At 70.1% G+C, this 20,859-nt stretch carries 18 protein-coding genes; 7 read left to right on the top strand and 11 right to left on the bottom strand.

Translation table 11 applies throughout. From position 1 onward, the window contains the following. The 3 genes from KYX17_RS11930 to KYX17_RS11920 form a co-directional block, all read right to left on the bottom strand. Positions 1-603 carry a histidine phosphatase family protein gene (locus KYX17_RS11930; RefSeq protein ID WP_137416556.1) on the bottom strand — a complete coding sequence of 201 codons (603 nt, stop codon included), beginning with the start codon at positions 601-603 and terminating at the stop codon, positions 1-3. Between the two features lie 59 nt (positions 604-662). Then, positions 663-1,688, bottom strand: coding sequence for an aldo/keto reductase (locus KYX17_RS11925; protein WP_374208941.1), 1,026 nt, complete (start codon positions 1,686-1,688; stop codon positions 663-665). A gap of 217 nt (positions 1,689-1,905) precedes the next feature. Continuing rightward, on the bottom strand, positions 1,906-4,185 hold the full coding sequence (locus tag KYX17_RS11920) for a polyribonucleotide nucleotidyltransferase (protein ID WP_234073242.1): 2,280 nt from the start codon (positions 4,183-4,185) through the stop codon (positions 1,906-1,908). A gap of 332 nt (positions 4,186-4,517) precedes the next feature. Here KYX17_RS11920 and KYX17_RS11915 point away from each other — a divergent pair, with 332 nt between their 5' ends. Further along, complete coding sequence (locus KYX17_RS11915) at positions 4,518-4,721, top strand: hypothetical protein (protein WP_243227187.1); 204 nt, start codon at positions 4,518-4,520, stop codon at positions 4,719-4,721. Positions 4,722-4,776: 55 nt separating this feature from the next. On the opposite strand, the gene KYX17_RS11910 is transcribed toward KYX17_RS11915, so the two are convergent. After that, the gene (locus KYX17_RS11910; RefSeq protein WP_243227186.1) at positions 4,777-6,189 is read right to left on the bottom strand and encodes a cation:dicarboxylate symporter family transporter; all 1,413 of its coding nucleotides are present in this window, start codon (positions 6,187-6,189) and stop codon (positions 4,777-4,779) included. 105 nt (positions 6,190-6,294) lie between these two features. Here KYX17_RS11910 and KYX17_RS11905 point away from each other — a divergent pair, with 105 nt between their 5' ends. Genes KYX17_RS11905 through KYX17_RS11895 form a run of 3 tightly spaced genes read left to right on the top strand, consistent with a single transcriptional unit; the run spans position 6,295 to position 9,439 of the window. Beyond that, positions 6,295-7,551 carry an ATP-binding protein gene (locus KYX17_RS11905; protein ID WP_243227185.1) on the top strand — a complete coding sequence of 419 codons (1,257 nt, stop codon included), beginning with the start codon at positions 6,295-6,297 and terminating at the stop codon, positions 7,549-7,551. Beyond that, complete coding sequence (locus KYX17_RS11900; RefSeq protein WP_243227184.1) at positions 7,548-8,228, top strand: response regulator; 681 nt, start codon at positions 7,548-7,550, stop codon at positions 8,226-8,228. The genes KYX17_RS11905 and KYX17_RS11900 overlap by 4 nt, the downstream gene beginning before the upstream one ends. 44 nt (positions 8,229-8,272) lie before the next feature. After that, positions 8,273-9,439, top strand: a complete 1,167-nt coding sequence (locus KYX17_RS11895) for a hypothetical protein (protein WP_243227183.1) — start codon at positions 8,273-8,275, stop codon at positions 9,437-9,439. A gap of 10 nt (positions 9,440-9,449) precedes the next feature. On the opposite strand, the gene KYX17_RS11890 is transcribed toward KYX17_RS11895, so the two are convergent. Further along, the gene (locus KYX17_RS11890; protein ID WP_243227182.1) at positions 9,450-11,414 is read right to left on the bottom strand and encodes a GDSL-type esterase/lipase family protein; all 1,965 of its coding nucleotides are present in this window, start codon (positions 11,412-11,414) and stop codon (positions 9,450-9,452) included. A gap of 139 nt (positions 11,415-11,553) precedes the next feature. Between KYX17_RS11890 and KYX17_RS11885 the strand changes: the two genes are divergently transcribed. Further along, positions 11,554-12,147 carry a DedA family protein gene (locus KYX17_RS11885; protein ID WP_243227181.1) on the top strand — a complete coding sequence of 198 codons (594 nt, stop codon included), beginning with the start codon at positions 11,554-11,556 and terminating at the stop codon, positions 12,145-12,147. 28 nt (positions 12,148-12,175) lie between these two features. On the opposite strand, the gene KYX17_RS11880 is transcribed toward KYX17_RS11885, so the two are convergent. The 3 genes from KYX17_RS11880 to KYX17_RS11870 all read right to left on the bottom strand — a co-directional run bounded on the left by KYX17_RS11880 (position 12,176) and on the right by KYX17_RS11870 (position 15,033). Further along, positions 12,176-12,820: an FMN reductase gene (locus tag KYX17_RS11880; protein ID WP_243227180.1), complete on the bottom strand. Its 645-nt coding sequence runs from the start codon at positions 12,818-12,820 to the stop codon at positions 12,176-12,178. After that, a complete protein-coding gene (locus KYX17_RS11875; protein WP_243227300.1) occupies positions 12,820-14,022 on the bottom strand; it encodes an LLM class flavin-dependent oxidoreductase in 1,203 nt (400 codons plus the stop codon). The genes KYX17_RS11880 and KYX17_RS11875 overlap by 1 nt, the downstream gene beginning before the upstream one ends. A 111-nt stretch (positions 14,023-14,133) precedes the next feature. Then, positions 14,134-15,033, bottom strand: a complete 900-nt coding sequence (locus KYX17_RS11870) for an alpha/beta fold hydrolase (protein WP_243227179.1) — start codon at positions 15,031-15,033, stop codon at positions 14,134-14,136. 85 nt (positions 15,034-15,118) lie between these two features. On the opposite strand from KYX17_RS11870, the gene KYX17_RS11865 reads away from it, so the two are divergent. Then, on the top strand, positions 15,119-16,234 hold the full coding sequence (locus KYX17_RS11865) for an acyltransferase family protein (RefSeq protein WP_243227178.1): 1,116 nt from the start codon (positions 15,119-15,121) through the stop codon (positions 16,232-16,234). Between the two features lie 6 nt (positions 16,235-16,240). On the opposite strand, the gene efeB is transcribed toward KYX17_RS11865, so the two are convergent. From efeB to efeU, 3 genes are read right to left on the bottom strand one after another with little or no spacing between them, the layout of a single operon-like run. Then, the gene (gene efeB / locus KYX17_RS11860) at positions 16,241-17,545 is read right to left on the bottom strand and encodes an iron uptake transporter deferrochelatase/peroxidase subunit (RefSeq protein ID WP_243227177.1); all 1,305 of its coding nucleotides are present in this window, start codon (positions 17,543-17,545) and stop codon (positions 16,241-16,243) included. After that, positions 17,542-18,771, bottom strand: coding sequence for an iron uptake system protein EfeO (gene efeO, locus KYX17_RS11855; protein WP_243227176.1), 1,230 nt, complete (start codon positions 18,769-18,771; stop codon positions 17,542-17,544). Before efeO ends, efeB begins: the two co-directional genes overlap by 4 nt. Continuing rightward, positions 18,768-19,694 (bottom strand): iron uptake transporter permease EfeU, encoded by a 927-nt coding sequence (gene efeU / locus KYX17_RS11850; RefSeq protein ID WP_243227175.1) that lies wholly within the window; start codon positions 19,692-19,694, stop codon positions 18,768-18,770. The genes efeO and efeU overlap by 4 nt, the downstream gene beginning before the upstream one ends. A 141-nt stretch (positions 19,695-19,835) precedes the next feature. Between efeU and KYX17_RS11845 the strand changes: the two genes are divergently transcribed. After that, positions 19,836-20,843 carry an isopenicillin N synthase family oxygenase gene (locus KYX17_RS11845; RefSeq protein ID WP_243227174.1) on the top strand — a complete coding sequence of 336 codons (1,008 nt, stop codon included), beginning with the start codon at positions 19,836-19,838 and terminating at the stop codon, positions 20,841-20,843. The last annotated feature ends 16 nt before the right edge of the window (positions 20,844-20,859 follow it).

Here is a 20,859-nt window from a genome sequence, read left to right as displayed (position 1 = left end):
TCAGACGGGCGGGACCTCGGGAAGGCCCGTGCGCAGCTCGAACGGCAGGTGGGCGAGGTCGTTGTGGGATACGAGCGTCCAGGGCCGGCCGTGGCGTTGTGCGATGACCGTGAGTCCCGCGTTCGCCTGATTGAGCGTCATCCAGCGCCAGTCGGGCGCACCCAGCACTTCGCGAACGAACCAGCCGATCACCGCGTTGTGCGTGATGATCAGCTCGTGCACGTCGCCCTGCTTGCGCACCAGGAAGGCGGCGAGGGCGTCGGCCATCTGCGCGCGCCCCGCGTCCACCGCAGCCTCGGTGATGCCGCCGAAGAAGGGCTCGAAGACCGCGGGGGTCTCCTCCGTCATCCCCGTCGGAACGCAGTCGAACAGCAGCGACGAGGCCTCCGGCGTGATCGACGGCATGCGCTCGGCCACCGCGCGGGCCGTCTCCGCGGCGCGCACGAGCGGCGAGTGCCAGACGGCATCGAACGGCACGCCCGAGAGCCGGTCGGCCAACAGCTCTGCCTGGCGGCGGCCACGCGGCGACAACGGTCCGTCGTCGATGCCGTGCTCCGCATCCTGATGCTCGCCGTGGCGGACAAGGTAGATGTAGTGAGTCACGCCTGTCGCTCCGTCGAGTAGGTCGAACGCCTCGTCGGCGTCTCATCCACCCTAACCCGCTACTCCGACGCGCGCGCGATCTCCGACAGCTGGCTGCGAGTGAGGCGGAGCCCTACGCCCTGCAGCACCTCCTCGACGTGCGCGGGCGCATACGCGTTCGCGATGGGGGCTGCGACGATCCGCTGCGCGAGCAGCCACGCCACAGCGACGGCCGAGACCGGCACGCCGAACTCCGCCGCCACCGCATCCAACGCCTTCAGCGTGCGACTACCGCGCTTGGTCAGGCTGCCGGCCAGCTGCGCCGCGCGGACCGAGGTGACGGCCTTGTCGCGCGTACGTCGAGCGCCCGCGAGGAACCCGTGCTCCAATGGATGCGAGGGCGTCACCGCGACTCCCTGCGCACCGGCGACGAGTCGCAGGTCGCCGTCGAAGTCCTTGCGGCGCAGCACGTTGTAGGGCACGTCGAGCACCGTGAAGCGCGGGAGTCCCGCTGAGGAGAGGATGCGAGCCTCCACGAGCTGCTCGGCGCGGAGGCCGTAGGCGCCGATGGCCCGCACCTTGCCGGCCTCGATCAGCCACTCCAGTGTGGCGAGCGTGTTCTCGAGCGATCCCACCCCTGTGGTGCCGTCGATGTAGAGCACGTCGATGCGGTCGGTGCCGAGACGGACGAGCGAGGCCTCGACAGAGCGGATGAGGTTGACGGGGCCGAGGCCCGGGTGATCGGGATGCGCACCGACACGGGTCATGAGCACGAGGTCGTCGCGCACGCGGCGCTTGCGCAGCCACTGTCCGATGATGTGCTCGCTGCGTCCGCCCGCGAAGCTGTCCGCGGTGTGCACCGCGTTGCCCCCGCGTTCGACGTACGCGTCGAGGATCGTGTGGCTGGTGTCGATGTCGACGTTCCAGCCGAACTCCGCCCCGCCCAGGATGAGGGGGAAGATGCGCTGTCCGCTTTCACCGAGATCGATGCGGATGCCTGCGCCGACCCCGGGGCCCTGCACGGGGATCGGGGCGGACGGATGCGTCTCAGCCACATCCGTCCGCGCGATCGGATGCGTCGCCGTGCCGATTCCGAAGATTCTCACGCGCACCCCTTCCGCACACTCGTGTCGCGGAACGCGGAATCCGTGGATCTCCCGCGTAGCTCGACGCGTACTTAGACAGTAAGTGAGCGCGCGGTCACCGGCTCTCGCCACGGTGACAGATCGATAAACATTGCATAACTCTTTTGTCACGGCTCGCCCGCGAACGGCGAAGACCCCCGCCGCGATACCGCGACGGGGGTCTCACTGCGGGGAAGGATCAGCCCTCTGCGGGAGCCTCCGGACCGGGGTTGGCCGCGTCGCGACCCTCCTGGTCGGCAGCCTCTTCGAGCACGGGCTCGAGCGACAGCTTGCCGCGGTCGTCGATCTTCGTGATCTTCACCAGCAGCTTCTGACCCACGTTGAGCACGTCGTCGACGTTCTCGACGCGCTTGCCGCCGGCGAGCTTGCGGACCTCGCTGACGTGCAGCAGGCCGTCCTTGCCGGGAAGCAGCGAGATGAAGGCGCCGAACGTCGCGATCTTCACCACGGTTCCGAGGAACTGCTCGCCGACCTCGGGGTTGGTCGGGTTGGCGATCGCGTTCACCTGGGCACGGGCAGCCTCGGCCGAGGGGCCGTCGGTCGCGCCGATGTAGACGGTGCCGTCCTCCTCGATGGAGATCTGCGCGCCGGTCTCGTCCTGGATCGCGTTGATCGTCTTGCCCTTCGGGCCGATCAGCTCACCGATCTTGTCGACCGGGATCTGGACGCTGATGACGCGCGGCGCGGTGGGCGCCATCTCGTCGGGAGCGTCGATCGCCGCGTTGAGCACGTTGAGGATCGTCAGACGCGCGTCCTTCGCCTGGGTGAGAGCTGCGGCGAGCACCGACGACGGGATGCCGTCGAGCTTCGTGTCGAGCTGGATCGCCGTGACGAACTCGCTGGTACCGGCGACCTTGAAGTCCATGTCGCCCAGCGCGTCCTCGGCACCGAGGATGTCGGTCAGCGCGGCGTAGCGCGTCTGGCCGTCGACCTCGTCGGACACGAGACCCATCGCGATACCCGCGACCGGGGCGCGCAGCGGCACACCGGCGTTGAGCAGCGAGAGCGTCGAGGCGCACACCGAGCCCATGGACGTCGAGCCGTTGGAGCCGAGAGCCTCGGAGACCTGACGGATCGCGTAGGGGAACTCCTCACGGCTGGGCAGCACCGGAACGAGGGCGCGCTCGGCCAGGAAGCCGTGACCGATCTCGCGACGCTTCGGGCTGCCCACACGGCCGGTCTCACCGGTCGAGTAGGGCGGGAAGTTGTAGTGGTGCATGTAGCGCTTGCTCGTCGTGGGGCTCAGCGAGTCGATCTGCTGCTCCATCTTGAGCATGTTCAGCGTGGTGACGCCCAGGATCTGGGTCTCACCGCGCTGGAAGATCGCCGAACCGTGCACGCGCGGGATGACCTGCACCTCGGCGTCGAGCGCACGGATGTCGGCCAGACCGCGTCCGTCGATACGCACACCCTCTGCGAGGATGCGGCCGCGCACGATCTTCTTCGTGACCGACTTGTACGCGGCGGAGAACTCGAGCGTCGCCGCGGCGGGCAGCTGCTCGGCCTCGACGGCGGCGACGAGCTCTGCCTTGACGGCATCCTTCACCGCGTCATCCGCGTTCTGACGCTCCTGCTTGTCGGCGATCTGGTAGATCGGGACGAGCTTGTCGTAGGCGCGCTCGGCGACGAAGTCGTACGTCTCCTGGCTGTAGGGCGGGAAGACCGGGTAGGGCTGGATCTCCTTCGCGGCGGTGTTCGCCACGACGTTCTGCGCCGCGACGAGCTCCTTGATGAAGGGCTTGGCGGCCTCGAGACCCTGCGCGACGATCTCCTCGCTGGGCTTGGTGGCGCCGGCCTTGATGAGGTCCCAGCTGTGCTCGGTGGCCTCGGCCTCGACCATCATGATCGCGACTTCGCCGTCCTCCAGGACACGACCGGCCACGATCAGGTCGAACACGGCCTCTTGCAGCTGCTCGGCCTTGGGGAAGGCGATCCACTGGTCGGCGTGCTCGCCGTGACCCGGGATGAGCGCGAGGCGCACACCGGCGATCGGACCGGAGAACGGCAGACCCGAGATCTGCGTCGACAGGGATGCGGCGTTGATGGCCAGCGCGTCGTAGAACTCGCCCGGAGCGATGCTCAGGACGGTGACGACGATCTGCACCTCGTTGCGGAGGCCGTCGACGAACGACGGGCGCAGCGGACGGTCGATCAGACGGCACACCAGGATCGCCTCGGTCGAGGGGCGGCCCTCACGACGGAAGAACGAGCCGGGGATCTTGCCGGCGGCGTACGAGCGCTCCTCGACGTCGACGGTCAGCGGGAAGAAGTCGAAGCCCTCACGAGGGTGCTTCCCGGCGCTCGTCGCCGAGAGGAGCATCGTCTCCTCGTCGAGGTAGGCGGCAACGGCACCCTGTGCCTGCTGCGCCAGTCGCCCGGTCTCGAACCGGACAGTGCGGGTGCCGAATCGGCCGTTGTCGAGAACGGCTTCGGCGGCGGTGATTTCCGGACCTTCCAAGAGGTCCCTCCTTCTTTGTTTAGGCTCGCCACCCCGTGTGGGCGACGAGCGGACATGCGAAGGAGCAGGGCTGCGGTTATGGGCGCGCGGCATGACTGCAGAGAGCCTGCGCTGGCCACCAGTAGAAGACCACCCGGCGTGCGACACACGACGAGGAACCCACCACAGGGGACCAGCTTCCCGCCGGCCTGCTCCGTGAACTCGTATGGAGTTGGGCGATCGCAGAAAGCGATCCGCCTCAGCTTACCAGTGCAACCCGTTCTCACGCCGTTCGGCGCCGCCTATCGTGGGACGCACCACCCGCGACAGCGGAACCGACGAGAGGACAGGCCATGACCCACGACGCCACCCCCGCCTCCGACCGCGACGCCGAGTCGGGCACCGAGCCCGCTGCCACCGGCGAGGAGCAGCTGGTCGAGGACGGCCTCCTCGACGGTGCACCCGAATCCCCCGACCCGCGCGAAGAGGCGCAGCTGCAGGCGCAGCTCGAGCGCGAGATGCGCTTCGACGGGTTCGAGCAGGGCATCGAGGGCTGAGACGCGACGAAGAGGGCCCCGGCACGCATCGCGCACCGGGGCCCTCTTCTGTGACTCAGCGAGCGGTGGTCGCCAGCGCCGTCGCGGCCGCATCCTCCCGCTCCGCGGCGGGCGCCTTCTCCCCCGCATCCGCGCCGTGTCCGCCGGTCAGCGTGGACTCGTCGAAGGGCCGGGCGCCGGAGAGCACCTCGCGCACCCGCGCCTTGTCGATCTGCCGGGTCCACGTGCCGATCAGCACGGTCGCCACGGCGTTGCCGGTGAAGTTCGTGACCGCGCGCCCCTCGGACATGAAGCGGTCGATGCCGACGATGACGCCCACCCCTCCGACGAGGTCGGGACGGTAGGTCTGCAGGCCCGCCGCGAGGGTCGCGAGTCCCGCGCCGGTGACGCCGGCGGCCCCCTTCGAGGCGATGATCATGAACACAAGCAGACCGATCTGCTCGGGGATCGACATGGGCGCGCCCATGCCGGTCGCGATGAACAGCGACGCCATCGTGAGGTAGATCGCCGTGCCGTCCAGGTTGAACGAGTAGCCGGTCGGAACGGTGATGCCCACGACGGGCTTGGAGACACCCAGGTGCTCCATCTTCGCGATGAGTCGCGGCAGCGCGGACTCCGACGAGGACGTGCCGACGATCAGCAGATACTCGCGGCCCAGGTACTTCATGAGCGAGAAGATGTTCACCCGGGCGACCGCGTAGAGCAGCGAGCCCAGGACACCCGCGATGAACACGAAGCAGGTGATGTAGAAGGCGACCATCAGAAGGCCGAGCCCCAGGATCGCCGCGACGCCGGTCGAGCCGACGACAGCGGCGATGGCACCGAACGCACCGACGGGCGCGAGCCAGAGGATCATGCCGAGGATGCGGAACACGAGCGTCTGCAGGTAGGTGACCGCCGTCATGATCGGCTTGCCCTTCTCCCCCAGGCCCTGCAGGGCGAAGCCGACGAGCAGCGCGATGAACAGCACCTGCAGCACGCTGCCGCCGGTGAACGCCGCGAAGAACGACTCCGGGACGATGTGCAGCAAGAAGTCCACCGTCGAAGTCGCCTCACCCGTCGCCTGATAGGTGGAGCCGGACATGTCCAGGCCCTCGCCGGGGTGGATGATGTTGCCGACCACGAGGCCGATCGCCAACGCGAAGGTCGACATGCCGAGGAAGTAGACCAGCGCGAGACCGCCGATCTTGCCGACGGTCGCCGCCTTGGCGATGGATCCCACCCCCACCACGATCGTGCAGAAGATGATGGGCGCGATCATCATCGTGATCAGGGACACGAACGCGGTGCCGAGCGGCTTCAGGCCGACCGCGAACTCGGGGAAGGCCAACCCCACCACGGCGCCGGCGACCACGGCGATGATCACCGAGACGTACAGCCAGGTGTGCTTGTCCCATTTCTTGCGACCGGGGCGGCCGGTCAGCCGCGGCAGGGTCACCGTCGTCGTGCGGGGAAGTCGCAGAGCCATCATCGTCTCCTTCTCGATCGGGCCGCCTCATCGTGGCCACGCTCGTACCTTCGCGCCGCTGACGGACCGGGTCGAGTTGTGGTCGTATTGATCACGGAGGATGCGGTGAGACCGACGAAGTTCCCGACGAGCGCTGCCACGCGGCTGTTCCTGCTGATCGCCGCCGCGGCGATCGCGGTGGCGGCTGTGCTCAGCGCGGTGCTCGTACTCGACGCACAGCGCGCAGAGCGGGCGGAGGCCGAGCGCGTGACGCAGATCGTCGCGCGCACCCTCGCCGAGGACCCCTTCGTTCGCGGCGGCATCACCTCCGCCGATCCCTCGGCCGTCCTCCAGCCGTTCGCCGAATCGGTCATGGCCGCCAGCGACCTCGACTTCGTGACGATCATGTCGCCCGACGGCGTGCGCTTCACCCACCGCGACCCTGCGCGGATCGGCGAGCGCTACATCGGCACCATCCCGGCCTCGCCCGAGTCGCTGACCGAGGAACGCTCAGGGACTCTGGGCCCGTCCGTGCGCACCATCGCCCCCGTCGCAGAGGGCGACGAGGTCGTCGGCTGGGTGTCGGCGGGGGTGACCCTGGGCAGCATCGGCGACGGGATCGCCGCCCGGCTCCCGTTCGCCCTCGCGGTCGCGCTCATCGTGCTCGCTGCAGGTCTGGCCGGCGCGGTGCTCGCGCGCGGGCAGGCGCGGCGCGTGACGGGCGATCTGGCCGCATCCGAAATCCGCGACACGCTCTCGAGCGCCGAGTCGATGCGCACACTGGGTGAAGCGCTCCGCGCGCAGACGCACGAGCACGGCAACCGCATCCACACCGCTGTCGCTCTTCTCGAGATGGACCGGCGCGACGAGGCGATCGCCCTGCTGACCGACTCCGCCCACGCATCGCAGCAGCTCGTCGACCAGGTCACGGCACGCACCGACGGCGACGCCACCGTGGGCGCCCTCGTGCTCGGCAAGGTGTCGCAGGCGGCCGAACGCGGAGTGCTGCTGCGCACGCAGATCGCGCCCGATGCACCCCGGTCCGTGCTCTCCGCGGTCGACGCCGTCACGGTGGTGGGTAATCTGCTCGACAACGCCGTGGATGCGGCAGCCGCCGCTCCCGCGCCGCGCACGGTCGACTTCGCGATGACGCGCTCCGGGCGGGACCTCCTCCTCACGGTGACGGATTCGGGCGCCGGAGTGCCGACCGAGATGCGCGAGAGGGTGTTCGAGATGGGCTTCAGCACGAAACCCGCGGGGGCGGAGGGTCGCGGTGTCGGCCTCGCACTCGTGCGCGACATCGTGACGGCGGCAGGCGGCAGCATCCGCATCGACGACACCGATCCCAGCCGGTTCGTGGTCGTGCTGAAGGGACGGGGATGATCCAGGTCCTGGTCGTCGACGACGACGCGCTGACCCTCGAGCTGCACGGACAGTACGTCGGGCGCCTGGACGGCTTCGAGGTGAGCGGACTGTGCGCCGGGGCAGCCGCCGCCGTACGCGCTCTCATCGGGCCGGCGCCGAGACCCGCCGTCGACCTCGTGCTGCTGGATATGACCATGCCGGACGCGAGCGGGCTGGATGTGCTGCGCCGCATCCGCGCCGCCGGCAGCACGGTGGACGTGATCGCGGTGACCAGCGTGAGAGACGCCGACACCGTGCGGGCGACCGCGAGCCTCGGCGTCGTGCAGTACCTCGTGAAGCCCTTCACCTTCGGCGTGTTCCGGGAGCGGCTCGAGCAGTATGCACAGGCACGCGAGCTGCGCACACCACGCGGATCGGCGACGCAGGCGGAGATCGACGCGCTGCTCGGGGCGGGCCGCACGGCTCCCATCCCGGTCACGCCGAAGGGCATCTCGCCCGACACGCTGGATGCGGTGGGCCGCGCCGTGCGCGAGAACCAGGCGCTCTCCGCCGCCGAGACGGCGCGCCTGCTGGGGCTGTCCCGCGTGTCGGCCCGTCGCTACCTCGAACATCTGGTCGAGATCGGCGCCGCCGAGCGCCGTGCACGCCACGGCCGCCCCGGTCGACCCGAGAGCGAGTACCGCTGGTCGATGTGACCGGTGGGGTTGGTGTGACGCCTGTGACGCAATAGCGTGTCCGCATGATTCTCGAGCGCGCGCCACGTTCTCGGGCGCCGCGCCCGAGGACTCTCGCTGTCGCCGCTGCGATCCTCGTCCTGCTCGTGGGGTCGGCCACACCCGCTCGCGCGGCCGACACGCCGTCCTGGGACGACGTGCAGAACGCGCGCAACGACCAGGCGGCCGCCGCCGAGCTGGTCGCGCGCATCGACGCCGAGCTCGACGCCGCCCAAGGGCGCAGTGCCACCGCCGCCACAGCGGCGCTGGATGCGGCACGCATCGCAGAGGACGCCCGCCGACGCGCGGACGACGCCGCGCAGCGCTCCGCAGCACTCGATGCGCAGGTGGTCGCCGCACAGGCGGAGGCCGAGGCGCAGCGTGCGCGCACCGGAGCGCTCGCGTCCTCCATGTATCGCCTCCAGTCCGACGGCCCTCTCGTCGCCCGCCTACTGACCGCGGCCGATCCCGACGACCTGCTCGAGCGTCTCGGCCTGCTCGACACCGTGAGCACGGCGTGGGCCGGCCGCGCGGCGCGAGCGCAGGGGGCGGCGAACGTCCTCGCGACACTCAACGATCAAGCCACGCTCGCACGCACCGCCCGCGAAGACGCCGCCACCGAGGCCGAGCGCGCGGCGGACGACGCGCAGTCCGCCGCGGATGCGGAGTCCGCGGCCGTCGTCGAGCTCACCGCGCAGGCGAGCACGCTCTATGCGCAGCTGGCGACGCTCAAGGGGACGACCGCCGAGGTGGAGCGCCGGTACCGCTTGGCGAGCCAGGTCGCGGCGCAACCGGCCAATCCCGCGCCCACCTCCCCTTCCTCCGGCTCACCCGCTCCCCCGGCCCCCTCCGTTCCCTCTTCCGGGTCCGGAGGCGGCGTCGTGGTCGATCCGGCCGGTGCGCGGGAGTACGCGCGCGGGGCGATCGGCGCCTACGGCTGGGGGCAGGACCAGTTCGAGTGTCTCGTGTTGCTCTGGAACCGGGAGTCGGGCTGGCGCGCCGACGCGCTCAACCCCTCCAGCGGCGCCTACGGGATTCCGCAGTCACTGCCGGGCGACAAGATGGCGAGCGCCGGCGCCGACTGGCGCACGAACGCCGCAACGCAGATCAACTGGGGTCTCTCGTACATCTCGAGCCGCTACGGCTCCCCCTGCGGAGCATGGGGCCACTCGCAGGCCACCGGCTGGTACTGACACCCCGCGCTCAGGCCGACGACGGAGCACGGCGCGAGCGCCGGGCCCCCGGCATCTCGACGTAGTCGGAGTGCTTCGCATCCAGGCCGTCACCGGCGGTGCGCCCCCGCATCCGACGCCACAGCCACGGCAGCGCGTCACGGCGCAGCCAGCCGCCCGCCGAGGGCTCGTCGTCGTGGAGGGCGGCATCCAGATCGCCCAGCGCCTCGGCATCCGGGATTCCCAGCACCTCGGCCGCGCGATACGCGAGGAATCGGTGGCCGCGCGAGCGCAGGTGCACCTTGTCGTCGGCCCACATCTCCAGTGCACCGATCTCGGGCAGGGCCTCCAGATCGAGGAGCATGCATCCGTGCGCACCTGCGATGCGGCGCAACTCGGAGGCGTACTGGGCGAAGCGGCGGGCGAAGAGTCCCGCGGCGCGACGGTGCGGCAGGAACGGCGTGACCAGCAGAACGTCGCATCCCGCCTCCCGCAGCGCCACCACTCCCTGCTCCAGGTCGGCGGCGAGAGCACGCGGGTCCGCACCGTGGCCGACGAGATCGTTCGCCCCCATGAGGATCGACACGAGATCCGGGCGAAGCTCGAGCGCCCGCGGGATCTGCGTCGTCATGAGATCGCGCACGCGGCGCGAGCGGACCGCGAGATTGGCGTAGCGGAAGGGTTCGCGGCCGCGGTGCTGCTGCGCGAGCAGCGGCGCGAGGCGGTCGGCCCAGCCGCGGTACTGCCCGTGGGGCGCGCGCGAGGTGTCGCACAGGCCCTCGGTGAGCGAGTCGCCGAGGGCGACGAACCGCGCCCATCGCCGCGGCGCGGGAAGCAGCGCCGGCATGGCGGGACGTGTGTCGCCGCGAGCCAGCAGACGGTCGTCGATACGGCGCAGCTCCCGCGCTTCGCCGTAGTGCCCGAGCAGCTGGCCGTACAGCGATGCCCACGTGCGCTCGGCGACGGCCTCGCGCGCGGCCAGCGAGAACGCCTGACGCTTCGCCTCGTCGCCCAGGAGGTCGCCCACGCGAGCGCGCAGATCGCCGAGGTCGCCGGGGCGATAGAGCCAGCCGTCGATGCTCGAGCGCACGAGGTCCACGGGTCCGCCCGTGCCCGTGGCGACGACCGGGACGCCGCTCGCGTGAGCCTCCTGGATCGTCTGACCGAAGGTCTCGCTCTCGCCGGGGTGCACGAAGACGTCGAACGATGCCATCGCCTCGGCGAGCTCGTCGCCCGCGAGGTGCCCGAGGAACACCGCGCCGGGCAGCTGTCGCTCGAGCTGCGGCCGGGACGGACCGTCTCCGACGATCACCAGCCGCGCACCTTCGACGCCGGCCAGCACGGCGAGATCCTCCACCTGCTTCTCCGGGGCGAGACGCCCGACGTAGCCGATGATGCGTGCACCGGGTGCCACGCTCCGACGGAACTGCTCGCTGCGACGATCCGGTCGGAATCGTTCGCCGTCCACGCCGCGCGCCCACATCCGCAGGCGATCCACGCCCAGCCGCTCCAGCTGCGCCACCGACGAGGTGGAGGGCGCGAGGGTGAGAGTCGCCCGGCGGTGGAGACGTGCGACGTGGCCGGCGGCGAGGACCGCGGCCTGCGGCATCCGGTAGCGCTCGGCGTAGGCGACGACGTCGGTCTGGTAGATCGCGACGGATGCGGCGTGCAGCGACTCGGCGGCGTTCACGCCCTGCCACCCCAGCACGAAGGGCGAAGCGAGATGGACGACGTCGGGGCGGAACTCGCGGAGGATCGCCGCGATGCGCGCCACGCGCGCGAAGACGACCCGCACCTGCGGATACGACGGCAGCGGGAGCGAGGCGAGCAGTTCGGTGCGGGAAGCGGCGACCGCGTCGACGGACTCGGTCGAGCGGGGGGCGATCACGAGCGTCTCGTGACCGTCGGCGGCGAGGTGCCGGAGCACCTGCAGGACGGAGCCGGTCACCCCGTTCATGTGCGGAAGGTAGGACTCGGCGATCAGCGCGACTCTCACGAGACCAGGGTGCTCCCGGCGCGGGGTCCGCACGGCGCGAACCCGGGCGGATCGACGAGAGTTCACCGGATGCACCACGGCTCGTCACCGGACGTGCCCCGTTGGGTCGCCGTTCACCCGCCGCTGCGATGCTTCACGGGTGGCGGAGCCTTTTCTGACCGATCTCGCATCGAGTCCGTGGGCGCTGCCGCTCATGGCCCTGCTGGTGTTCGCCGACGCCCTCCTCGTCGTGATCCCGGGCGAGGTCGCGGTGACCGCGATGGGCGCTCTAGCGGTGTCGACCGGGCATCCGCCGATCGTCGCGGTCGTGGCCGTCGCCGCTGCCGCCGCGTTCGCGGGCGACGCAGCCGGATACCTGATCGGACGCACGGTCGGGATCGATCGCTGGCGCTGGATGCGCCATCCTCGCGTCGCGGCGGCCTTCTCCTGGGCGCGGGGCCGCCTGCACCGCAGCGCCGCGACGGTGGTGTTCACCGCACGCTTCATCCCCTTCGCGCGGGTCGCTGTCACCGTCACGGCGGGGGCCACACGGGTGAGGCCCACGCGGTTCCTGGGTGCCTGCGCGCTCGCGGCGCTCGGCTGGGCCGTCTACCAGAGCCTGATCGGAGCCGCGGTCGGTGCCATCGTCCCCGGCGGCCCCGTGGTGGCGGTGATCGTCTCGATCGTGCTCGCGCTGGGCCTGGGCTTCGCCCTGGATGCGGTCGCCGCGAAACGAGTGAGGGCGCCGCGGTGACGCGGCGCCCTCACTCCGCACGGAGAGCTCACTCTCCCGCGAGGCCTCCCAGCAGGTGACCGAACGACCGGCCCTCCCCGAGGTAGTTCGCGGGATCGAACGGATCGGCGTCGACGACGGGGCTGCGACGGGCGATGGCCTCAGCCAGCTCGCGCGCGCCCTTGTCCACACGGCTCGAGAGCGTCGCGACCTGGTCGCCGCTGCCGCCCCAGTCGGCGGAGGCGGCGAAGACGCCGGTGGAGACGGCATCCGCGTGCAGGTAGGCGAACAGCGGTCGGATCGCGTAGTCGATCGCGAGCGAGTGGCGGGCGGTTCCCGCGTTCGCGCCGATGAGCACCGGCTTGCCGCGCAGCGCGTCGGGGTCGAGCACGTCGATGAATGACTTGAACAGTCCGGAGTAGCTGGTGGAGAAGATCGGCGTGACGACGATGAGCGCGTCGGCCGACACCACGGTGTTGATCATCGTCTCCAGGGCCGTGGGCGCGAATCCGGTGAGCAGGTTGTTCGTGATGTCGTGCGCGAAGTCGCGCAGCTCGAACACGTCGGCGGTGATCTCGATGTCGCGCTCCGCCAGCTCGCGCGCGGTGGCGGCGAGCAGGCGGTCGGCCAGCATCCGGGTCGACGACGGGTTGGACAGACCTGCCGAGATGACGGCGATACGACGGGTGCTCATCAGGCGCTCCGGGTGGCAGCGGCGCCGAAGGCGGCACCGACCGGCTGCGGGGTGTCCTGGTACGGCGAACCCGAGGTCAGGTTGTCGCCGCGGTTGGCGCGCGGGGTGGCCTGGCGGGGCTCGGCGTCGCCGTACATCTTGCGCACGAGGTTCTCGTGGGTGGGCGCGTCCGGCACGTCGGCCGGACGGTTCTTCGCGAGCTCCTTGCGCAGCACCGGCACCACCTCGCCGCCCAGGATGTCGAGCTGCTCGAGCACGATCTTCAGGGGGAGCCCCGCGTGGTCCATGAGGAACATCTGGCGCTGGTAGTCGCCGAAAAGGTCGCGCATACCGGCGTAGCGGTCGATGACCTGCTGAGGCGAGCCGACGGTGAGGGGCGTCATCTGCGTGAAGTCCTCCATCGACGGGCCGTGTCCGTAGACCGGGGCGTTGTCGAAGTAGGGACGGAACTCGTTGACGGCGTCCTGCGAGTTGGCGCGCATGAACACCTGTCCGCCCAGACCCACGATCGCCTGCTCGGGCGTGCCGTGTCCGTAGTGCGCGTAACGCTGGCGGTACAGCGCGATCAGTCGCTGGTAGTGCTCGGCCGGCCAGAAGATGTTGTTCGCGAAGAAGCCGTCACCGTAGTAAGCGGCCTGCTCTGCGATCTCGGGCGTGCGGATCGAGCCGTGCCACACGAAGGGGGGCACGCCGTCGAGGGGGCGCGGCGTGGCGGTGAAGCCCTGCAGGGGGGTGCGGAACTTGCCCTCCCAGTCCACGACGTCCTCACGCCACAGCTTGTGCAGCAGCGCGTAGTTCTCCAGCGCGATGGGCAGGCCCTGGCGGATGTCCTTGCCGAACCAGGGGTATACGGGGCCGGTGTTGCCTCGTCCGAGCATGATGTCGGTGCGGCCGTTGGAGACGTGCTGCAGCATCGCGAAGTCCTCGGCGATCTTCACCGGGTCGTTCGTGGTGATGAGCGTCGTGGCGGTCGACACGAGCAGTCGCTCGGTCTGCGCGGCGATCGCGGCGAGCGTCGTGGTGGGCGACGACGACCAGAAGGGCGGGTTGTGGTGCTCGCCGAGGGCGAAGACGTCCAGCCCCACCTCTTCGGCGTGCTTGGCGATCGTGATGGTGTTGCGAATGCGCTCCGCTTCGCTCGGGGTGTGACCCGACACCGGGTCCTGGGTGATGTCCGAGACCGTGAAGATGCCGAACTGCATTCCCGGCCAGGTGGTGTTCTCGCTCACGATTCCTCTTCCGCTTCCCGGGTGCGTGCCCGCATCCGTTTCTATGCGATTGAATATATCCCCTATAACGCGTCGGGGTCGAGGTTATTCCCGGCGATCGGATGCCGATTCGTACAGATGACGCAGATCCCTGCTCAGTTGGTGGGGCACCGTTTCGCTCGGCGAATGGCCGGTGTCGTACACGACGGCGTGCGCCCCGATCCGCGCCGCGTACGCGCGGTACTCGGACTCGGGCCAGAGATCGTGCGTGCCCGTGGCGACGAGCTTGGGGAGATCGAGACCGGCCACGGCGGCCGTCATATCCGGCATCGTCATCATCAGGCCCACGATGTCCGTCACGCTCGAGCGGCGGGTCAGCGCGAATCGCTCGCGGACGAAGCGCAGGCGACCCGGCGGCACGCGGTTGAGGTTGTTACGGATGCCCCAGAGCATGAGACCGGCGCCCGCGCGCGGACCCGCCGCATCCGACAGGCGTCCGATGCGCTTCACGCCCCGGAAGACCTGCCCCGTCGCCGGCGGACAGGTGACGAGCGCGAGGCTCGCAAAGAGGTCGGGCCGGGCCACGAGCGCCAATTGCGCGACGAGGCCGGCGAAGCTGTAGCCGAGCACGTGCACCGGGGCGGATCCGGTCTGAAGCACCGCGATCATGTCGTCCACGAACAGCGGGTAGTCGTAGTGCCGCCGGGGCGGTTCGAGGTTCTCGGGGCCCGCGTCCGCCGACTCGTACTGACCCGCCAGATCGTAGGATTCGACGCGGTAGCCGGCGGCGGCGAGCAGCGGCATGACCAGCACGAAGTCCTCCTTCGAGCCGGTCACCCCGGGAACGAGCAGAACCCGGGGTCCGTCCGCCGGGCCGAGCGACACACGGGCCAACGCCCCCGACGGCGCCGCGACGGCATCGCGTACGGCGTCCGACGGGAACAGATGCCAGTCCACGTCGCCGATGGATCGGTCCTGCCAGGCAGCGTCCTCGCGCACGGCCATCGCCACCCCCTCACCGGTGGCCACACCCTACTGCCTCCGCGGCCCGGCGACACGCGGGGCACGCGCACCGGTAGGGTCGCACGCGATGAGCCTTCCGCCGACCCCCGCGCCCGCGCGCCCGAAGCGCCGGGTGCCGTTCTGGGACAACGCGCGCCTCGCGTCGATCGTTCTGGTCGTGCTCGGACACGCCACGCAACGCCTCATCTACGACTCGGATGCGGCACTCGCGCTCTACCTCGTGGTCTACGCCTTCCACATGCCGGCCTTCGCGGTCATCTCGGGCTACTTCTCGAAGGCGGGCGTGCCGGGCAAGCGTCAGATGGCCCGCGTCGTCACCGACATCCTGCTGCCGTATCTCATCTTCGAGACCCTCTGGACGATCACCAAGTTCCTCGTCGAGGGCGCCGCCAACCCGAATCCCACCCAGCCCTCGTGGACGCTGTGGTTCCTGCTCGCGCTCGGGATCTTCCGCGTCGTGCTGCCCTATCTCGCGCTCCTGCGCTGGCCGCTGCTGTGGGCGCTGGTGGTCTCGATCGGTGTGGGCTACCTGCCGAACATCGACTCGACGCTGTCGCTGTCGCGCACAATGGGGCTCTTGTTCTTCTTCACCCTCGGCTGGTGGCTGCGCGAGCACGACATCGTCGAGCGCTTCTCGCTGCTGGCCCGCCCCTGGTGGAGCCGCGTCGCCGCTGCCGCGGTGCTGGTCGCTGCCGGCGCGGTCGCGTGGATCTTCATCGACCTCTGGCGGGCGATCGATCTGCGCACGTGGCTGTTCTACGAGGACGCCTACTCGGATCTCGGCGGCGAGCAGTGGTGGGCCGGCGGCATCCGACTCGCGCTCATGGCGATCGCCCTGCTGCTGACCGCCGCCTTCCTCGCACTCGTGCCCCGGCGGGCAGCGTGGTGGACCTCATTCGGGCAGTACACGATGTACGTGTACCTGCTGCATTCCTTCGTGCTCTACCCGTTCCGGGAGTCCGGCGTCCTGCGCGGGCTCGACCCGACGTGGTTCTGGCTGCCGGTCGTTTGCGCCGCATCCGTGCTCATCGCGCTGGGACTTGCGACGGCGCCCGTACGCCGTGTGTTCCGCCCCCTCGTCGAGCCGCGCTGGTCGTGGCTGTTCGCCGACCGCACCCTCGCGAGTCGCGAAGGACACCGCAGCGACCCGACCGGATCGCGCCGCGCTCCCGAACGCCGCTGACCCCGCTCAGGCGAAGAGGTCGGCTCCCACGAACGAGCCCTCTCGGATGCCGCCCGGCACCGCCCAGATGCCCGATCCGACGTGGCGCAGGTACTCCGTGAGCAGGTCGCGCGCGAGCGCCTTCTGCAGCGTGATGAACTGCTCGGGCGAGCGCTGGTAGGAGAGGAAGAAGAGCCCCGCCTCCAGCGCACCCCGGCCGTCGTTGCCGTCGACGAAGTTGTAGCCGCGACGCAGGATGCGGATTCCGCCGTTGTTGTCGGGGTGGGCGAGGCTGACGTGGGAGGCACGGTCGATGCGGGGCGCGCCCGACGCATCCTTCGCCGAGAAGTCCGGCTCGGTGAACTCCTGTCCACCCGACAGCGGAGCACCCTCGCGCTTGTCACGCCCGATCGTGCGCTCCTGCTCCATGAGCCGCAACCGGTCCCAGGTCTCGATCGTCTGACGGATGCGGCGGGCGACGAGATAGCTGCCGCCGGCGAGCCAGGCGGGGCCTTCATCTGCGACCCACACGTGGTCGGCGAGCGCCGCCGTGTCGGTCGCGAGGATGTTGGCCGTACCGTCTTTGAAGCCGAAGAGGTTGCGAGGCGTCGTCTGCGCGGCGCTCGTCTTGGACGTACGGCCGAAGCCGAGCTGCGCCCAGCGGATGCGGGCGCGGCCGAACGCGATGCGGCTGAGGTTGCGGATCGCGTGCACGGCCACCTGCGGGTCGTCGGCGCAGGCCTGGATGCAGAGGTCGCCGTCCGAGTTCAGCGGGTCCAGGTCGTCGCCGACGAAGCGAGGCAGCGGCTTCAGCAGGTCGGGCCGACGATCGGCGATCCCGAAGCGGTCGACGCCGTCGCGCTCGAAGAGCCCGGGCCCGAACCCGAACGTGATCGTCAGCGAGCTCGCGGGCAGACCTAGCGCCTCGCCGGTGTCGTCCGGCGGGGCCTGGGGTGAGCCGCCCACCGCGCCCGAGGCGCTGACGTCGAGCCCCTGCGTCATGCGCGATGCGGCATACGACCAGTCCTGGAGGAGCGAGACGAGGTCGTCGCGCGTCAGATCGTCGTCGAGGTCGAAGGCGGCGAAGTGCAGGTGATCCTGCACCTCGGTGGTGATGCCCGCCTGGTGATCGCCGAAGAACGCGTGGACACCATCCGCATCCGCGGCGGATGCGGCGCCCGCGACCGCCGTGGCGACCGCGGCACCGCCGGCCCCGCCGATGGCGAGGCCGGCGGCACCGGCGCCCAGCAGACCCAGCAGACCCCGCCGACTGAGCCCGGACGGCGCGGCGGCGGGCTCCGGCGGCTGGGCGGCGGAGGGCTGTTCGTTCACGAGAGGACGGTCACCGTCAGACGCGACAGCGGCTCGGCGAGCGCGTTGATCAGATCGGTCAGCGTGCGCTTGTCGGCCTCGGTCAGCGTCGAGTACGCGGCGAACGACGTGTCGGCGCTGCCGTACGTCGCCAGCTGCGCCTCGAGATCGGCGTAGCCCTTGTCGATGGCCGTCACGAGCTTCTTGCCGTCCGCACCCTTGCTCTCAGCGAAGTCGCGCACGAGCGAGTAGGCCATCTTGGACCCCTCGACGTTGGCGGCGAAGTCGTAGAGGTCGGTGCCGCTCCACCAGTCCTCCTCGCCGGAGATCTTGCCGTTCGCGACCTCGTCGAGAAGTGCGATGGCACCGTTCGAGATGCCTGCGATGCCCTGCGCGTCCAGCGCGCTCACGAACTCGTCGGAGTGGACGTAGTCGTTGAGCTGCGCCACATCCGCGACGAGCTGATCGGCGTGCTCCGCACGCTGCTCGGGCGTGGAGGGTGTCCAGTCCTGCCAGGCGGGGGTCACGCCGTCGGCGTTGAGCGCATCCTGCGCGGGGACCCAGAGGTCCTTCTCGATGCGGTGGAACCCGGTCCAATCCAGGCCCTCGGCGACCGCATCCACCTCGCGGTAGTCGATCTTGGGGTCGAGATCGCCCAGGGACTCGGCGACCGGTTCGATCCGCTCGTAGAAGGAACGCACCTGCGGGAAGGACGTGCGGGCGGTCTCATCGTCACCGGCGGTGTAGGCGGCGGTGAAGGCGTCGACGGCGGGGACCAGCTGCTCGACCTGGTCCTTCACGAACGCCGCGTACAGCGAGACGGCCTGCTGCTTCTGCTCGGCGTCGTCACCGGAGGCTGCGACCGTGTCGCCGGTGACGGTGAAGCCGGCCCGTCCGACACCCTCGCCGACCATGCCGGGCTTGCACAGCGTGAAGTAGTTGCCGGGCTGTGCGACGACCGTGAGCGTCCGCGAGGCCCCGGGAGCGATGTTCTCGACCTCGCCGACGATGCGCAGGCCGTCTTCGGCGAGCAGGTAGAACTCGCTGACCTGCGAGCCCGTGTTGGTGACGTCGAAGGCCAGGGTGCCGCTGGTCGCCGTCGCCGTGGGCAGATCGCACACGGAGTCGCTCGCCGTCACGGCGAGGACGTCGGATGCGGCCACGTCGGCCTTGGCGACGCATCCGGCGAGCACGAGCGAGGTGAGGACGAGCGCCGCGGCGCCGCCGATCAGACGAGGAGCTGTCATGAGGTTCCTTGATGTGCGGGAGCGACGGCTTCTTGCGCTCGGTGAGACCGCGGGTGCGAACGCGCACCGCGGAAGAAGAGGGCGCCGACGACGGCGATGTAGACGACCCACGCGATGACCTGCAGCCACGTCATCTGCGGCATGAACCCGACCGTGGCCTGCAGCAGCACGGCGACGGGACCGCCGGGGGCGATGATCGTCGACACGTCGAAGGCCCAGCCGAACGGGAATCCGGCGAGGCCCACGCCCACGACTCCGGTGACCGCGTCGATCGTGGCAGCGTCGGAGAACGGCCCCGGCAGCACGCCCGCCTCCTGCAGGTCGTGCACGCCGTAGGCGAGAACGCCGGCGGCGACAATGATGAGCAGGGCGCCGGTCCAGGTGAAGAACACCCTCAGGTCGAGGCGGATCATGCCGCGCGAGATGAGCGCGCCGAGCACGACCGCCAGCGCGAGGCCGAGGACAGCGCCGCCGAGTGCGGCGGGCGCATTACCGAAGGACTGCACCATCGACCACAGCAGCAGGGTCGTCTCGAGTCCTTCGCGAGCGACGGAGATGAAGCCGATGACGACGATGCCCCACAGCGCCCCGGTGGCGAGGGCACGGTCGATGTCGCCCTCGAGCGCCCGCTTGAGCCCGCGGCCGGCCCGCTGCATCCAGAAGATCATCCACGTGACCAGCGCGACGGCGACGAGCGAGAGGCCGCCACCGAGGATCTCCTGGGCCTGGAAGGTGAGCTCGTAGGCGCCGAACGTGAGGACCGCGCCCACCACGAGCGAGAGGAGAACGGCCAGTCCCACGCCCATCCACAGCCGCGGCAGCACATCGCGCCGTCCGAGCCGGGAGAGATACGCGGCGAGGATGCCGACGACGATGGCGGCCTCGAGGCCTTCGCGCAGACCGATCAGCAGACTCGACAGCACCGCGGCATCCTTCTTTCTGGTAAGGCTTACCTAAGCCCGGAGCGAGATTACTCCTGTTACGACCGGAGGCAAATTCCACGCCGTGCGGTAACGCTCAGCAACATTTCTCCGCGGCGCGACGCCGGGACGTACCTTCGGTGCATGAGCACGCCATCCCTTCCCGTCCTCGACTTCTCCCGCCTGTCCGGCGGCCCGGATGCGGCCGCGGCCTTCCGCGACGACCTGCGTCGCGCCACCCATGAGGTGGGCTTCTTCTACCTCACCGGCACCGGCGTCGATGAGCTGGCGCTGCGCCTTGAGAAGGTCGCGCGAGACTTCTTCGCGTTGCCCGAGGCCGACAAGCTGGCGATCGAGAACGTCAACAGCCCCCATTTCCGCGGCTACACGCGCATCGGCGGCGAGCGCACGCAGGGACAGGTCGATTGGCGCGAGCAGATCGACATCGGCCCCGAGCGCGAGGCCGTGACCGACCCGGACGCTCCCGACTTCAACCGCCTCACCGGCCCCAACCTCTGGCCCGAGGCACTTCCGGAGCTGCGAGAGGTCGTGCAGGAGTGGCACGACCGGTTGAGCGAGGTCGCGATCACGCTGCTGCGCCAGTGGGCGCTCGCGCTGGGAGCCGCGGAGGACTTCTTCGACCCCTACTTCGCGGATCCGGGCACGCTTATCAAGATCGTGCGCTACCCCGGCAGCCGTGAGCCCGAGCCGCAGCAGGGCGTCGGCGCGCACAAGGATTCCGGTGTCCTGACCCTGCTGTGGGTGGAGCCGGGCAAGGGCGGGCTCCAGGTCGAGCGCGACGGCGGCTGGGTGGACGCTCCCCCGGTCGACGGCGCGTTCGTCGTCAACATCGGCGAGCTGCTCGAGTACGCGACGCAGGGGTATCTGATCGCCACCAACCACCGGGTCGTCTCGCCCCGCTACCCCGAAGACCGCATCTCGGTGCCCTTCTTCTTCAACCCGGCGCTCGACGCCCAGCTGCCCCTCATCCAGCTCCCGCCGGAGCTCGCGGCACGTTCGCGGGGTGTGACCGAGGACCCCACGAACCCGATCTACGCCCGCTACGGCGAGAACGCTCTGAAGTCGCGGCTGCGCGCGCACCCGGATGTGGCGGCGATCCACCACGCGGACCTCCTGACCGCCCGCGCCTGACCCCCCTCCTCGGGAT

The sequence above is a fragment of the Microbacterium sp. CIAB417 genome (assembly GCF_022788845.1).
The sequence above is the reverse complement of the archived record's forward strand: the minus strand, read 5'-3'. Positions and strand labels throughout refer to the sequence as shown.